16 protein-coding genes and 2 pseudogenes are annotated in these 12,981 nt (G+C 42.9%); 5 read left to right on the forward strand and 13 right to left on the reverse strand.

Annotated features, from left to right (window positions below):
• Positions 1-191 (reverse strand): annotated as a pseudogene (locus ABWY16_RS12590) (alpha-ketoglutarate-dependent dioxygenase AlkB); the annotation flags it as partial.
• Positions 192-487: 296 nt separating this feature from the next.
• On the opposite strand from ABWY16_RS12590, the gene ABWY16_RS12595 reads away from it, so the two are divergent.
• The 3 genes and pseudogenes from ABWY16_RS12595 to ABWY16_RS12605 all read left to right on the forward strand — a co-directional run bounded on the left by ABWY16_RS12595 (position 488) and on the right by ABWY16_RS12605 (position 3,258).
• The gene (locus ABWY16_RS12595) at positions 488-1,345 is read left to right on the forward strand and encodes an aldo/keto reductase (protein ID WP_353904997.1); all 858 of its coding nucleotides are present in this window, start codon (positions 488-490) and stop codon (positions 1,343-1,345) included.
• Positions 1,346-1,642: 297 nt separating this feature from the next.
• Positions 1,643-2,554 carry an oxidoreductase gene (locus tag ABWY16_RS12600; protein WP_353904998.1) on the forward strand — a complete coding sequence of 304 codons (912 nt, stop codon included), beginning with the start codon at positions 1,643-1,645 and terminating at the stop codon, positions 2,552-2,554.
• 269 nt (positions 2,555-2,823) lie between these two features.
• A pseudogene (locus ABWY16_RS12605) lies at positions 2,824-3,258 on the forward strand (L-histidine N(alpha)-methyltransferase).
• A 54-nt stretch (positions 3,259-3,312) separates the two neighbouring features.
• Here the strand turns inward: ABWY16_RS12605 and ABWY16_RS12610 are convergent.
• Complete coding sequence (locus ABWY16_RS12610) at positions 3,313-3,765, reverse strand: carboxymuconolactone decarboxylase family protein (protein WP_353904999.1); 453 nt, start codon at positions 3,763-3,765, stop codon at positions 3,313-3,315.
• A gap of 55 nt (positions 3,766-3,820) precedes the next feature.
• Entirely contained in the window at positions 3,821-4,861 is a 1,041-nt protein-coding gene (locus ABWY16_RS12615) for a catalase family peroxidase (RefSeq protein ID WP_353905000.1), read from the reverse strand.
• Positions 4,862-5,222: 361 nt separating this feature from the next.
• On the opposite strand from ABWY16_RS12615, the gene ABWY16_RS12620 reads away from it, so the two are divergent.
• Positions 5,223-5,438: a hypothetical protein gene (locus ABWY16_RS12620; protein ID WP_353905001.1), complete on the forward strand. Its 216-nt coding sequence runs from the start codon at positions 5,223-5,225 to the stop codon at positions 5,436-5,438.
• 145 nt (positions 5,439-5,583) lie between these two features.
• Entirely contained in the window at positions 5,584-6,015 is a 432-nt protein-coding gene (locus ABWY16_RS12625) for a DoxX family protein (protein WP_353905012.1), read from the forward strand.
• On the opposite strand, the gene ABWY16_RS12630 is transcribed toward ABWY16_RS12625, so the two are convergent.
• From ABWY16_RS12630 to ABWY16_RS12675, 10 genes are all read right to left on the reverse strand, one after another.
• Positions 5,996-6,361: a group III truncated hemoglobin gene (locus ABWY16_RS12630; RefSeq protein ID WP_353905002.1), complete on the reverse strand. Its 366-nt coding sequence runs from the start codon at positions 6,359-6,361 to the stop codon at positions 5,996-5,998. The genes ABWY16_RS12625 and ABWY16_RS12630 overlap by 20 nt on opposite strands.
• A gap of 73 nt (positions 6,362-6,434) precedes the next feature.
• Positions 6,435-6,920, reverse strand: a complete 486-nt coding sequence (locus ABWY16_RS12635) for an RrF2 family transcriptional regulator (protein ID WP_353905003.1) — start codon at positions 6,918-6,920, stop codon at positions 6,435-6,437.
• A gap of 3 nt (positions 6,921-6,923) precedes the next feature.
• Positions 6,924-7,412, reverse strand: a complete 489-nt coding sequence (locus tag ABWY16_RS12640) for a hemerythrin domain-containing protein (protein ID WP_353905004.1) — start codon at positions 7,410-7,412, stop codon at positions 6,924-6,926.
• Positions 7,413-7,435: 23 nt separating this feature from the next.
• On the reverse strand, positions 7,436-7,843 hold the full coding sequence (locus tag ABWY16_RS12645; protein ID WP_353905005.1) for a cytochrome C: 408 nt from the start codon (positions 7,841-7,843) through the stop codon (positions 7,436-7,438).
• A gap of 5 nt (positions 7,844-7,848) precedes the next feature.
• A complete protein-coding gene (locus ABWY16_RS12650) occupies positions 7,849-8,103 on the reverse strand; it encodes a hypothetical protein (protein WP_353905006.1) in 255 nt (84 codons plus the stop codon).
• A gap of 42 nt (positions 8,104-8,145) precedes the next feature.
• The gene (locus ABWY16_RS12655; protein WP_353905007.1) at positions 8,146-9,144 is read right to left on the reverse strand and encodes a cbb3-type cytochrome c oxidase subunit II; all 999 of its coding nucleotides are present in this window, start codon (positions 9,142-9,144) and stop codon (positions 8,146-8,148) included.
• Complete coding sequence (locus ABWY16_RS12660; protein WP_353905008.1) at positions 9,128-10,798, reverse strand: cbb3-type cytochrome c oxidase subunit I; 1,671 nt, start codon at positions 10,796-10,798, stop codon at positions 9,128-9,130. The genes ABWY16_RS12655 and ABWY16_RS12660 overlap by 17 nt, the downstream gene beginning before the upstream one ends.
• Before the next feature lie 17 nt (positions 10,799-10,815).
• A complete protein-coding gene (locus ABWY16_RS12665) occupies positions 10,816-11,085 on the reverse strand; it encodes a hypothetical protein (protein ID WP_353905009.1) in 270 nt (89 codons plus the stop codon).
• A 247-nt stretch (positions 11,086-11,332) separates the two neighbouring features.
• Positions 11,333-12,154 carry an oxidoreductase gene (locus ABWY16_RS12670; RefSeq protein WP_353905010.1) on the reverse strand — a complete coding sequence of 274 codons (822 nt, stop codon included), beginning with the start codon at positions 12,152-12,154 and terminating at the stop codon, positions 11,333-11,335.
• A 66-nt stretch (positions 12,155-12,220) separates the two neighbouring features.
• Positions 12,221-12,981: helix-turn-helix domain-containing protein (locus tag ABWY16_RS12675; protein WP_353905011.1), on the reverse strand; the 761-nt coding region annotated here is incomplete at its 5' end.

Raw genomic sequence — 12,981 nt, forward strand, 5'->3', positions numbered from 1 at the left:
CATAGCCTTGGCGTTACTACCTCTTTATCATACATCTTTACCACTTTCTGCTGCCATGGCGATTGCAGTATGAACTTTTGCAATAGCAACTGGCATTCTTTTTCATTGAACAGGCCAGGGTGATATTCCAGCAACTCTTCAGGCAGGCCTGGTGATTGTCCTGCTTCGGGAAAAAAACTTAATTGTTCCATTTTCTTTAATTCGAAATCACAAATGCATGAATCCGGTTGGTGACCAGCACCATCAGATTACATCAACTTGTGAATACAAATTTAAACTAAAAAATTAAGTAATAAAAACTAATTTTAATAGTACTTATTTTTAGATCCTGAAGTGACCCAAGGTAACGGAAGAACGAACATTTTCACCTCTTACATGTTTTTATAGAAAATCCGTACTCTCACAATAGTGCAATAATCTTCTCCGTTTTCAAACAATTCTGAAATATAAAGCTTCATTTACGGGAACTTACTAAATACCTATCACCATGATTACTAAATATAAAAACACCTTCACTATAGGTAATGATTTTACTGTTAACCGCATGGGTTACGGCGCTATGCGTATCACCGGAAAAGGCATTTGGGGACCGCCGGCAGATAAGGACGAGGCAATAAGAGTTTTGAAAAGAACTGTCGACCTGGGCATTAACTTTATTGACACTGCAGATAGCTATGGCCCCAATGTATCTGAAGATTTGATTGCAGAGGCACTTTTTCCCTATGCAGATGATTTGCTTATTGCTACTAAGGGCGGTTTTATGCGATCAGGCCCTAATGAATGGACGCCAAACGGCGATCCGGAGTACCTTAAGGCAGCACTGGACGGAAGCCTGAAACGCCTGAAGCTTGAACAAATAGATCTTTACCAGCTTCATCGCGTGGATGAAAATGTACCTGCTGAAAAAACCTTCGCCTTTCTTAAAAATGCACAGCAGGAAGGAAAAATCAAACACATCGGTTTGTCTGAAGTTACGGTCGATCAGATCAAACAGGCACAGGAATATTTCGATGTTGTTTCTGTACAAAATAAATACAGTGTAGACAACCGTAAATGGGAGTCGGTACTGGATTATACGATAGAACAAGGCATCGCTTTTATTCCATGGAACCCAATGAATGCAGGAAATGTGTCAGCGGTAGAAAAATTACAGAAGATATCAGAAGAGGTTGGTGCATCAGTGCATCAGGTGGCTTTGAGCTGGCTTTTATACCGTTCAGATAACATATTACTTATCCCCGGCACATCCAGTGTTGAACATTTGGAGGATAACGTAAAAACTCTGGATGTTGAGCTTACTGAAGAACAGCTATCAAAACTGGATCTGATCGCAGCCGCCGTTTAGCTGGCACTTGTCGCTATGAATAAACCTCCGCATTATTTAAGCAATGCGGAGGTTTGTTTTGCTTCGATATATTGAAGCTTTGATACCGCTATCGGAATGGGTTCAAGCTGCCCACTTCTATCGCAGGACCCAGGATTGCTAAATTATCTTTTGGAATCAACCGCAAGGCTAAAGTAAAACGACAGCGCCAGGATTTGATCATTTGAGTTCTTCAATTGATTGATTTGAGTACTTTCCTGATTGATTTCCGCATACTTCGCGCAGTGCTTACACCGAACTTTACCGAAAAATAATACGATGAACTGGACAACAGAAAACATTCCTGACCAGAGCGGCAAAACTGCTTTGGTAACCGGTGCCAACAGTGGTGTCGGATATGAAATTGCATTGGCACTTTATAAAAAAGGTGCCCACGTAATTCTTGCAGCAAGAGACGAATCAAAACTTACTGAAGCGATGGATAAAATTGCCAAGGCCGGCGGAACTGGCACACTTGAAATCGGTGTATTGGATTTGTCCAGCCTTAGACAGGTAGCAGAATTTGCTGTAAAAATCAAAGACAGCCATACGCGTCTTGATCTGCTGGTGAATAATGCCGGAGTAATGACACCTCCTGAAAGTACTACAGCAGAAGGATTTGAGCTACAATTTGGTGTAAATTACCTGGGTCATTTTGCGCTGACCGGTCACCTGTATACGCTATTAAAGAATACCGATGGCGCCAGGATAGTTACCCTGAGCAGCGGGGGACATAAAATGGTTGATGGTATTGATTTCGATAACCTGCGTTTGGAAAAGCCTTATGACGCACAGCGGGAATATGCTGTTAGTAAGCTTGCCGATCTGCTGTTTATGGCAGAGTTGCAGCGCAGGATCACCCTGGCAGGAGATCATGTTATTTCTACTGCCGCACACCCGGGCGTAACTGAAAGCAATCTTGCAAGATATATGGACGAAGAACAACTCAAGGCCGGGATAGAAAAGTATGGTGCTTTGATGCCTGCATGGCAAGGTGCGCTGCCTGCTCTTTATGCAGCAGTAGCACCACAGGTTACCGGCAACGACTTTTACGGACCTGATGGTAAATATGAACTCCAGGGATATCCTGCAGCTGGTGAAATGAGTGCTGCAGCAAAAGATCCGGCAACGGCAGCAAAACTATGGAAATATGCAGAAGAAGCAACCGGACTTACTTTTCCAAAGTTGTAACAAACCTTATTAAAACTACTCGTGATATGTCGCGAGTAGTCACGTCATGTGGCTATATAGCGCTCAGCTAACACTTTCATGATAGACACTAATACACTGATTAACAACAAACTAATCAGCAGGCATGCCAATTGCAAATCACTAGGGTAATAACCTATAGCTGGTTTGTACCGGCAATTAAATAATAACATTATGAAAATAACAGTAATCATTTATTTCTAGGTTGAAACCTTGGCAATATGCGCTGCACTTAAGCTATGGAGTTTTGCATGAGAATGCGGAGCCTGCTTAATCCCGGCGATCTGGTTCGTGTGGGCTTAGACCTTAAAAAAGATCCTGCAACTATTCTGGCTGCCTATAACGACAAATCCGGCGTCACCAAAGCTTTTAGTTTAAATCTGCTTACAAGAATAAACAGGGAGCTCCGCGCCGATTTTGATCTGGCTCAGTTTGAGCACTATGCAAACTAGGATCCTGAAACAGGATCCTGCCGGAGTTACCTGATCAGTAAAAAAGCAAAGTTTGTAAATCTGGATGGTGAGCTGATACACTTTGCTAAAGATGAATTTATGGAGATGGAAATCTCCCAGAAATATACTTTAACCGACATTAACGACCTGGCAGAAATCGGCTCGTTTAAAACAGAAGCATGGTTCTTTGAGAGCCGGAAATGGTTTGTTGATGTGATGTGGAAAGCCATATAAAAAAAAGAGAGGCAAAATTTATGCCTCTCCTTTCTGGATGCTTACTGATTTCAGCTATCCAAACATCCCCACTTTGTATGTTCCTGGTGTATTTGGAAAAGCCAGGTTTAACCTGTTCCAGCTGTTGATGGTCGTGATCGCAATCGTGAGGTCAATAACCTCCTCGTCAGAAAACTCGGCTGCTACAGCATTGTATACTTCATCCGTTACTTTACAGGTCGTAAGTGCTTCTGCCCATGCAAGGGCTGCACGTTCCTTTTGCGTGTAATACGGGGTTTCCCTCCATGAACTAAGACCATATAAACGGTATTCTTCTTCACCTGCGGCACGCAGTTCTTTAGAATGCATATCCAGGCAGTAGGCACAACCGTTAATTTGCGAGGCCCTGAAAAATACAAGTTCCAGCAGGTTATGCCCAAGTGTTGATTTTTTAAGGTGCATGCCTATTTCAAAGAGAGGTTTGATGGCGCTCTGGCCTTTTGCGAATAAATTGATTCTTTTTTCCATTTTTAGTTTATAATTGTTTTTTATCAGTAATACTGTAAGTAAAATCTTTTTAAATCTATTTTCTGCGTTCCGCAACAGAGATTGGGTAAGCCTGCTGCCTGTCTTTTAACATCTGGTCTGCTATTTCAATACCTACCGGCAGATTCCCGGGATTAAAGATCATCGCCTTATCCTGCGCCATGGTATTGTCTGCAACCTGATTAATGGTAAGTATGCCCAGTAATACCAGCTTGCGGCTTGCTGGCCAGGCTATACCCGGATCGCCTATCTTATCACCTGCTTCGCTAATCTGTGCATACATTTTGTAAGCTATGGGCCCATCCGCGATTCTTTTAACTATTTCTTTTGAGAGGTAGTCTGGCCCCGCGTTTTTAACCTGTTCAGGTGAAAGGAATTCTTCACCGTTGACCGGGATAAACTGGTACCTGATATAAGTTACCGCATTATTTTTGCCCTTAAATTTAAAGGCATTCACCCCAAAATAGGATAAGGTTGCATAACTCACACTTGGTGGCTTCTGGCTTGTAACGAAGCTCTTTGCAATGGGGTGTGAACCAAGAAACTGCTCAATTGGTGATGGATGTGCTGCTTGCGGTCCGCTTTTAGAAATGGCCAGGAGGAAAGTCCTGAATTCGTCTGTAGTGCTGACAGGAAAACCATTAAAGCTGTGCGAAACGATATCCATACTTGTATTGTCGGGCAGATGAAATTTGATTGCCAGTCCCCGCGGATTGGAAGCTCCTATCGTATCAGGAATATCCGGAATACCCGTAAAATCTGAAAAGCGAAAGGTTACAGGAATAGTTTTTCCAATAAACGGCGCAGCCTGGGTAATACTCTTCGCCATTGGATCCGGACTAAAGTTTCCTTCCAGGATCAAACCTTTAGCATGTACCGCTCTGGCATCCGGATGTTTGCCAAAGGCAGAGTGCAGCGCGTCTACCATCTGGCGCGGGCTCGATTGAGTACTTTGTGTTTGTGCATTTGTAGCAGCAGTCAAAATGAGAAACACCCCAGCCAGTGTTCCTGTTGCCTTCATCTTATAGCTGAAATGCAATCCCTGCTTACGAAATTTTTCCTTTTGAATTGTTGTCATGATAATAAATATTAGTTTACAACCCGCTATCCAAAGGGTATGCCATCAATTAATTATCTGATTATTAATTACTTAAAAAAATAAAGTCTATTTAATCCTAACGATATAAAGCCAATATTTTATTTTCCCGCGATATATCAATCGACAGCATAAACCGCTTATCTGAAGCGCCTGAGCTATTTAAAGGCTTGAAGTACAGCCAATCATGGTATTTCATGATTAAGGGAGTAACACACTTAATATCGCTAGGAATACGAATACACAAACTACTGATTAACAGTTAATTAATAAGGTGGCATGATATTGATATGTTCCATCGCGCGCAAAGCAATAATTGATAAATTAGTTCAGCAGCAGAAATATGAAAACTCAAACAGAAGAAATAGGAAAATATGAAAGAGATACTACGCTTACTGCAGGTAATAACCCGGCATTGGATAAACTGGAGCGGGAAAGGGAGATTCTGCTGGCACTGAGCAATGATATTACGCGTGTTCGTGATAAGGACGATCTTATTTTAATTTTTTCTTCCAGGATCAAAAGTCTGTTCTTTTTTAACCATCAATTATTACTTTAATTGATCAGAAGCGTGAACATTATACACCCTTCCTGTTAGACCATACAGCTTCTGTAATACGTGATCATCCTGCCTATGAACAGCTCACTAAAACAAGTTTTAAACTTAACGAACCCTTGCTACAGAAGGCACCTTTTCTCCTTTACTGGCCAGGGTAGCTGCTGGTATAGTTATTCTTCCATATGGATTGCAAAAACTGGGTTTCTACGGCGGAGTCGGGATTGCGTCTACCCTTACTGATTTTAAAAACCGCAAACTGCCGCAGTTTATTGCATGGTTAGTAATAATTAGTCAGACCCTGGGCAGCATAGCGCTGATCATAGGCTTTTGCAGCAGACTTGCTGCCGCGGGTGCTATAATCATCTTTACAGCGGCCATTTTTGTACACCTGCCGGATGGATGGCAGTTAAACTGGTACAACAAAAAAAAGGGCGAAGGCGTAGAATATTTTGTACTGCTCCTGGCATTGCTCTGGATTGTTTTAATTTATGGAGGAGGAGCATATTCTATAGACCGCTTTTTGGATACCACAATTTTGTGGCGACCTGTCCCGGCTGTCATTCCCCTCTGTAGGTAAGCTTGCTCACAAATACCTGTGCAATCAGGTGTGCGCGTTTTACCGCTTCTTCTGCAACGGGTCCGGAAAACCCGGCTTCAATAGTTTCAGTAAAAAGGATCAGCCACTGGTCAAAATGCTCCTGCCCTATAATCAGCGGTGCATGCCTGGCAAATGGGTTGCCCTTGAATCCCGGAACGCCAAACAAAACGCCATTCCAGAAAGCATACATCTTATCCAGGTGGGGCTGCCAGTCGCCTGTAATCACTTCTGCAAATACAGGACCTATCAGCGTGTCCTGTCTGACTTTGCGATAAAACTCATCTACAAATGAGCGAATGTCATCTTTATTTCTAATATCTTCCATTATCAAACGTCTTTATATTAATACCTTTTTGTCTTTTATTATGATAAATGACTGTACACTTATCAAATCGATACTATTTTTTCAGCGAAAGGATACCCAGGTTCAGATCATCATTAAACTCGCCTATGCTGGTCTGTTCCATGAGTGCCTGGATCTTGTTACGGATTTCTTTAAATTCATTGTGCAGCGGACAGGGGTTAACGGCCGAACAATATTGCAAACCCATGCCGCAGCCGGTAAAAATACCATCCCCGTCTACAGCTTTCACAACATCGGATAAGGGCAGTTTTAAATTATAATTGTCCATATAGAAACCACCGTTCGGTCCTTTAACAGAGTTTACGATGCCTTTCCTTGTCAGTTCCTGGAGGATCTTTGCCAAAAAAGCTTCAGGGGAATCTATTCCCGTGGAGATTTCTTTAATCCCTACCCTGCCACCAGAGGCAGTTCTGTGTGCAATAAAAAAAACGGCTCTCATTGCGTATTCACATGTTTTTGAAAATACTCCCATAATGTCTGCAACAAATATAAGAAACGAAACAATAAAAGATCTGTGCATCTTCTATTGTCGCGGAATAACCCAAAACTCGTCGCTATATTCATCCACAAACTCCTCTTCAGCCTCAAGCTGTTTCCCAATTTCTTTTAGTTGCTGCTCAGTTAAGTGCCGCTCCAGAAAAGGAAATAAAACCCTTTCTTCGTAGCGTATATGTGCAGTAAGCAAGGTGACCATTTTTAGAAGTATATCTTCTGCCTCATCTGTCTGATGGTTGAGCAGTATTGATATATAATGTTCAAGCTGTACATGTTCTTCATCTCCCTGATCAACTATCGCATGCTCTGCCTTATTGAACAGCAGTTCTTCTTCTTCCTCAAAATGAGATTTCAGGTGATTCTCCCAAAAATATTTCAGGTAGCTGATCATCCGTTCCGGATCTACATGGTGTTTCAGGCCGGTTTTAATTTTCCAGCAGAATAGCAGTCCAAAGTGATGCTCGCGTGATAAGGGCTGTATATTTACATTCCTTTTCAATGGCTTTTCGTTGTCCATAATATTTAGTATTTAGCAGGAATTTACACACCCGGTAACCACGTAGTAATTAAATAATACATGGCCCAGCCACCAAACAACAGCTGCAGGATCCATACCCAGCCGGGGATGCTTCTGGGTGTTTCGCTTCCTTCAATTAAAAAAACTTTCTGATCGCCCTTACCATAGGCGCTGATCATCAGGGGAATAACCCCATCAATAGTTTCATGATCTTTGATGCCCTCTATAGAAATATCCGGTCCGTTTCTCACTTTAAAAGGTATTTTCCGCAGGCCTTCTTTTCCTGAGGGATCTTTGCTGACCACCCTTAGGATATGATCTCCGTCAGCAAGTCTGGTAGTATCGAGTTCAAAATTTACTGGCGAGTTGTAGATGCCTATTGGCTGATCTCCATCATCGATGAAAATTGCAACCGAGCTTTTAGCTTCCATAACCTTTAATCTATGATCAGTGTTTTAATATGGTCTCCGTTCTCTTCCCTTGGGCGTACAAGATATTTTACAGAATAGAACAATGTGGCCAGTACAACAAGGATAGTAACTGTAACAATTACATAGTCCAGCTTGCCTTCAGGCCCCGCGCCATGGGTGATGCCCCTTAAAAAGGCAGGTTGTCTTTTTTCACATACCTCACAGGCAAATGAGGTTAAACTGAGCAGCATTGCTGCCAACGATGTTAATATTGCTTTCATCAGATTTAATTTTAAGATTCTTGTCAAATAATTGGTCGCTTGTTACTTACCGGCTTTTACCAGATCCATGATCTTACGTACTTCCGCCACCGATATCTTACGTCCTTTATTTCCCCAGCTGGAACGCTCATGACCTATGATTGCCGTAACCTGTTCTGCCGTTAAATTGGCGTTGGTACCAACCGGCGGCATTACACCATATTCCTCCCGGGCATCATAGCCTTTCATAATAATGTTGATATAGAGTTCAGGATTATCATTTAATACAATGGGACTGCCTTTTAAAGGAGGAAATGCCCCTTTTAAGCCCTCTCCGTTTGATTGGTGACAGCTCTGGCAGTTGGTAGCGTAAAGAACCTGCCCCTCATCCGAACCTGCATCAGCCGCCGCCCCTTTTGCACTTATCTTCCCTTTGTACAGAAAATCCACTTTCACCGGTTTTTCATAGAGTTTGATTTGTTTTAAACTTTTAATGTAAGCCAGCAGCTGTAAAGCTTCTTTGGTTGCAATGATTTTACCTTTTATACCATTTCTAAAGGCTTCAGGTACCTGGATCTCAGTATCTCCGCGCTCCACCCTATCTTTCTCGGTAAAAAGCCAGGGAAACGCTGGCATGATGGATTCCTTTACTACTGCCCTGGGCTGATACAGATGCAGCAGATGCCAGTCTTTACTGGGCTGACGGTTTCCTATATCTGTCAGGTCTGGTCCGGTGCGCTCCGTACCCATCAGGGTAGCCGTGTTTCGCCAGAAATCCTCACGGTGTATACCTGCATAATCTGCAGGAAGTCCCGGCCGCGAGCCCCAGGTTTGATCCATTGCAACATTTCTCACCTGTTGAGTATGGCAGGCCACACATCCGTTTGAAATGTATAATGCCTTCCCTGCAACCTCGTCATCAGAAGGCAGTTCATATCCCGGGAGCAGGCCATTATTCTTTTGATTGGTCAGCGCGGGACGAATGGCAACCATGATTGTCAGGAATAAAAACAGGCTTAGTGCGGTGAGGTATAACCGCTTGTGGTTATTGAAGTAGTCCATCGGTAGTAATTTGGATAAGTGAGTTTTGGGCAGGAGATGCTGCCTGCTGTACTTGCCTGTTGGCTATCATTTTGTATAAATTAAAGGCGAAAACCAGATGAGAAACCCACATCATCGTACCACCAATGGCCCGCCATAACCAATAGGGTGCCATCATGACCACACTGTCAATGAAAGGCTTAGCTCCCATCCACATGTAGCCCCTTAACGTACCACCGACCATCAGCGGTACCGCGTAAAATAGTAATCCAATAAATGCAGCCCAGAAATGCAGCCCTACAGTTGCCTGCGGCGGCTCAACCCCGGTCAGACGCGGTATCAGGGTATAGATACATCCCCATAACATGAAGGCGATAATCCCGTACATGGTTAAATGAGAGTGAGCAACGGTGAAATCTGTGAAATGCCACATCAGGTTGGTATAGCGGAAAGCTTCTGCAGTACCCTGCATGGAGCCTGTAAAGTAAAACAGGATACCGATAATGAAAAACGGTAAAGTATAACTATTGGTTACCTTATTCCAGGCCCCTTTGAAGGTCATGAGGAAATTGGTTGTGCCCGAGATCACAGGAATCAGCATACCCACACTGCCGATGATCGCAATGGTTTGCAGCGACCATGGTATAGCGCTGAAAACAAAGTGGTGGGTTCCTATTAAAGTGTAAAAAAATATCTGTGCCCAGAAGGCCAGAATTCCAAGACTATAAGAATATATAGGCCTGTTTAACTGTTGTGGCAGGAAATAATACATCAGGCCAAGCGAAAACAACATGAACCACATCCCTACGCCCTGGTGCATGTAGTAACCCTGGGTAATCGTTTCACCCAGCCCATCCTGCCAGGTGGGGACATAACCAACAATGGTAAGTACAATAGCAAACATGACCGCTGTAACGATATACCAGTTTGCTACATAAATCTCTTTGGTTTCACGTTTGGCAACAGTACCGAAGAAATTAAAAAAAGTGATCAGCAGGCCAATTCCAAACAGAAGCTGAACAGGCCAGATATACTCCCTGAATTCGCCTCCCCCGTTATTGATGCCAGCCATTAAAAATATGCTGCCGGTTACCACTGCGCCATTGATCAGCCATAAACTCCACCAACCCCATTTTATGCTTAGCAGCGGTGTATTGCTTACCCGTGGCACCACATAATAACCCAGTCCCAGCATGCCTAAGGAAGACCATCCCCAAAATACAGCGTTGGTATGTACCGGGCGTAATCTCCCAAAGCTTAACCACGAATAATGATCAACATCAGGAGCAACGAATTTGATCCCAACATATTCGCCAATGGAAGTTCCAAACACCAGCCAGAAGGCAGCTGTAATAATGTACCACAGGATAAGATCTGTCAGTTCCGGATCGGTATAAGGGGTTACTTCTGCTTTCCGCTTAGAGGCTACAAAATGAATGTTTGCTTCTTCACTTACATTCTTCAGCAACATACCGGGCTGCTCTATCACCTCTCTTCGCGGAATTTTGCGCAGCGTGCTGAACAGCCGGCTCGCTTTCAGCAATAACAATCCCACCAGTACCACGATAGGGATCAGCAGCAGGACCAGTGTAATGATAATACCGGGAGCCGAGATCAGGGAACCTGCTTCAGTGGGAACAACAGTTGCGACGGGCAAATAATTTAGGTTTAACATAGCGTAAGGTTTAGGTCCTAACCACGGATTAAAAAGCAAATACTATCTTCAGTTGCATGGACAGAATGGGTTACATTCAGTGGGATTTCATACTCATCATATTGATAGAGATTCACTGAGCGATCAGCTTCTCTATAGGTTACAACTCCCTTGACCACCAACAATACTGTTTTAATACTTGTCTGGTGATCTTTAAGTACTACTCCCTTTTTAAAGCCTACAGTAATTACCTTGAAGTGTTCGTTCTGGCGGAAAACCTGAACAACCGGATCGGTCGCGTTTTCCATTGATGTCAATACCTGATGAATAATCATTTTCTTTTATTTTGAATGAAGGGTTAATAAAACCAGCAATATATAAATACCTTTTTATCCTTTATTTTGATACTTTAATAGTATTTAAAGAGGGTATTCAGCTACTGCAGTATTTTATAGAGCAAATATATATATTATAAATATAATAAAGGATGAAATTATCTTTTATTATATTGACGTGATTTTTCTCCCCTAAGCTCTCAAAATTCCTCTCAATTATCTATTTCATCTGGCTGAGCATGAGCTTATCAAACTGACTATCACTCAGTACTTTTCTGAGGAACAAAATTACTCCTGCCATATGCCCTCCATGATATCTTGTCTTCGGATGTTTCGCAGTGATAGCCTTCAGTATCAGTTCAGCGATCACCGCCGGTTCTGCATTTTTAGGCTCCGCTTTTGCTGAAAAATCAATAATTTTTTGCGCCATGCTGCTATAAGGACTCTTTTCCCGGATCAGATGAAGTCCTTTTCTGGCGATCTCTCCCCATTCCGATTTAACACCCCCGGGTTCAATAATGATCACATCAATTCCAAAGGCTTTCACCTCCATCCTCAAACTATCGCTTAGCGCCTCAACTGCGTACTTACTAGCGGAATACCATCCGGCTAATGGCGCAGAAAACTTCCCTGATGTAGAAGTGATATTGATAATCTTGCCCTCCTGCTGCTTTCGCATAAAAGGAAGCACGAGTTGAGTGAGCCTGTTCAGCCCAAAAACATTCACCTCCATCTGGTACCTGGCATCTTCGGTCGTCACTTCTTCTACAGGTCCCAAAAGTCCATAACCTGCACTGTTAATTAAAATATCAATCCTCCCCTCTCTTTCAATGATCAGATCCACCCCATACTTCAGGGACTGTTCATCAGTTACATCCATTCTGAGGGTTGTAACGCCAGACTTTGCCAGCTCAGCCATCATTTCTATTCTACGTGAAGCGGCATAAACAATATATCCCTGTCTGCCCAGTAATTTTGCTGTTTCCTTACCCATACCGGATGATGCTCCGGTAATCAGCACAACTTTGTTGCGGATTTTCATAATATTTTTTTTTGAATAACGGGACAAAGTTATCCCCCCCTTCATGAAAATATTTTGTTAAGCAGCTCAAGTTTTATGTGTTTGACGGCTCATCACAGCGGAGGCATTGTAGCCGAAATGTTTTTTAAAAGCAAAAGTAAAATGAGAGAAATTTTCAAATCCTGCATCCACATATGCTGCAGAAGCTTTCATACCGCGTTCAGCAATCAGAAAATGCGCCAGTTCCAGCCGCTGTGCTGTTAGCCACCTCTGGGGCGGCATGTTGAAGTTCTTCCTGAAATCCCGCTTAAACGCAGCGAGGCTTCTCCCGGTAAGGTAAGCAAACCTTGAAATTGGAATATTAAACATAAAGTTTTTTTGCATAAAATCACTTAAATCGACCTTATGTGGTTCTGAAAAATCAGATAGAAGATCATCCGCCGCAATATTCAGCGTTCTGATCAGGGTGACCGCTTCCTGCATCTTTAACCGCGCAAGCTCCTCCGGCACCACACCTTCTCCAAGGTCTGAGAACACAGAAACTGACCTGAAGAGGTTTTCCAGCAGAGGATGTCTTTTGAAGGTAATAGTTCGCTGCAGCATTGGCTTCCGTATTTCAGGATGACCGGAGTAGAATCCTTTTAAAATAGTACGGTCCAGGAAAACTGTAGCTGCTTTATAAGGGTTTCCATCTTCCGGCACCTTATTAAACTTACCCAACTGATTCCGCCCCAAAAGGACACATTCTCCACTATTTACCCTGAAACTTCCTTCAGCGGTAGTGATATTCATTGTTCCCTGATAGATATATATCAGCAGATGCTCAGGCACAACCTGTTCCAAAACCT

Source organism: Pedobacter sp. (assembly GCF_040513095.1).
GTDB lineage: Bacteria > Bacteroidota > Bacteroidia > Sphingobacteriales > Sphingobacteriaceae > Pedobacter.

Excerpts from the sequence above, each read along its gene's own strand:
- ABWY16_RS12660 (WP_353905008.1), bottom strand. The coding sequence starts at position 10,798 with ATGTTAAACCTAAATTATTTGCCCGTCGCAACTGTTGTTCCCACTGAA.
- ABWY16_RS12615 (WP_353905000.1), bottom strand. The coding sequence starts at position 4,861 with ATGACAACAATTCAAAAGGAAAAATTTCGTAAGCAGGGATTGCATTTC.
- ABWY16_RS12655 (WP_353905007.1), bottom strand. The coding sequence starts at position 9,144 with ATGGACTACTTCAATAACCACAAGCGGTTATACCTCACCGCACTAAGC.
- ABWY16_RS12630 (WP_353905002.1), bottom strand. The coding sequence starts at position 6,361 with ATGGAAGATATTAGAAATAAAGATGACATTCGCTCATTTGTAGATGAG.
- ABWY16_RS12640 (WP_353905004.1), bottom strand. The coding sequence starts at position 7,412 with ATGGACAACGAAAAGCCATTGAAAAGGAATGTAAATATACAGCCCTTA.
- ABWY16_RS12645 (WP_353905005.1), bottom strand. The coding sequence starts at position 7,843 with ATGGAAGCTAAAAGCTCGGTTGCAATTTTCATCGATGATGGAGATCAG.
- ABWY16_RS12610 (WP_353904999.1), bottom strand. The coding sequence starts at position 3,765 with ATGGAAAAAAGAATCAATTTATTCGCAAAAGGCCAGAGCGCCATCAAA.
- ABWY16_RS12620 (WP_353905001.1), top strand. The coding sequence starts at position 5,223 with ATGAAAACTCAAACAGAAGAAATAGGAAAATATGAAAGAGATACTACG.
- ABWY16_RS12635 (WP_353905003.1), bottom strand. The coding sequence starts at position 6,920 with ATGCACAGATCTTTTATTGTTTCGTTTCTTATATTTGTTGCAGACATT.
- ABWY16_RS12665 (WP_353905009.1), bottom strand. The coding sequence starts at position 11,085 with ATGGAAAACGCGACCGATCCGGTTGTTCAGGTTTTCCGCCAGAACGAA.
- ABWY16_RS12650 (WP_353905006.1), bottom strand. The coding sequence starts at position 8,103 with ATGAAAGCAATATTAACATCGTTGGCAGCAATGCTGCTCAGTTTAACC.
- ABWY16_RS12670 (WP_353905010.1), bottom strand. The coding sequence starts at position 12,154 with ATGAAAATCCGCAACAAAGTTGTGCTGATTACCGGAGCATCATCCGGT.
- ABWY16_RS12595 (WP_353904997.1), top strand. The coding sequence starts at position 488 with ATGATTACTAAATATAAAAACACCTTCACTATAGGTAATGATTTTACT.
- ABWY16_RS12600 (WP_353904998.1), top strand. The coding sequence starts at position 1,643 with ATGAACTGGACAACAGAAAACATTCCTGACCAGAGCGGCAAAACTGCT.